This window comes from Neglectibacter sp. X4 (genome assembly GCF_009917365.1).
In the GTDB taxonomy this organism is placed as follows: domain Bacteria; phylum Bacillota; class Clostridia; order Oscillospirales; family Acutalibacteraceae; genus Acutalibacter.
On the sequence record NZ_QWLE01000168.1, the window covers coordinates 1 to 1,099 of the forward strand.

A 1,099-nucleotide genomic window follows, 5' to 3' on the forward strand; every position below is an offset into this window, starting at 1 on the left:
TTGTTGTACTTTCGGTTATGAACCTTTAGCTGAGCAGCAAAATCTGCAAAGGAGTAGAACGAGTGGGTTGCATAGAAATATTCGTTATCTTTTCTATGTGATCGTTCTACCTTTCCATTATGTCTTGGTGTAAAAGGTTTAATCAACTTATGCGCAATACCCAGTTCTTTGAGCTTTTTCTCAAACCGGCTAAGGTCATTCGCTCTTTTGCTAACAAATCGCTTAGTGAACTCTGGACCATTGTCTGTCTGCACACATTCCACAACAAAAGGAAAAGCTTTCAGCATGTGTTCTAAAAATACTGTTGAAGAATAGCTGGAGATTTCGTCAAATGCTTCCACATAGCGAAATCTAGAAAATTCATCGATAGCAGTGTATTGATAGAATTTTTGACCTGAAGCTTCACCAACTAAGCAGACGGCAGGAACATGCTTTACATCCACCTGAACCCTTTGACCTGGATAATCCATTTGTTCATAAGGCTTTGGGATATACTTTGGATTTGGAGGCTTGATTGGAGTAAGTTTAAGCCTTCTGAGAACACGCCAAAGACCGGTAATAGAGCGAGAATATCCACGCTGAGAGAGTTTTACCCAAAGTACGACAAGTCCGGCATGAGGGTTTCTACGGCGCATGTCTTTGATGAGCTTCAGTTCCTCAGGAGTATGCTGTTTAGGATGATGATGAGGTCTTCTAGAATGTTCTCTAAGCGACTGGATAGAGCCGTCAAAACGGCGACGCCAACGATAGATGTACTGACGATTGACCTTGTATTTAATAGCAGCCTTGGTAACACCATATTTTTCAGCGTAATTTAAAAGGGATAGACGAAATCTCATATCTTGTGTTATACTTGTCATGCGGGATCTCCTGTGTAATGGTTTGGGGTGGTAACTTAACTTTAACACAAAAATGAGATCTCGCAATTTTTTTATTCAGTTGTAACACATCTATTGTAAACCTACAATAACGACAAAATATTATTGTAAATTGTATTGATAACACAAACAGAATGTGGTAAAATTTATGCAGTAAATTCATTGTAAATTTGATAATACGGAGGATGAAGATGAAGAAATTTATTTCATTAACCTTGGCT

General features: G+C 38.5%; 1 protein-coding gene. It reads right to left on the minus strand.

Translation table 11 applies throughout. The features are described 5' to 3' along the window. The coding region (locus D1841_RS17460; protein WP_166554325.1) for a DDE-type integrase/transposase/recombinase at positions 1 to 860 on the minus strand (860 nt) is incomplete at its 3' end. Positions 861 to 1,099: the final 239 nt, after the last annotated feature.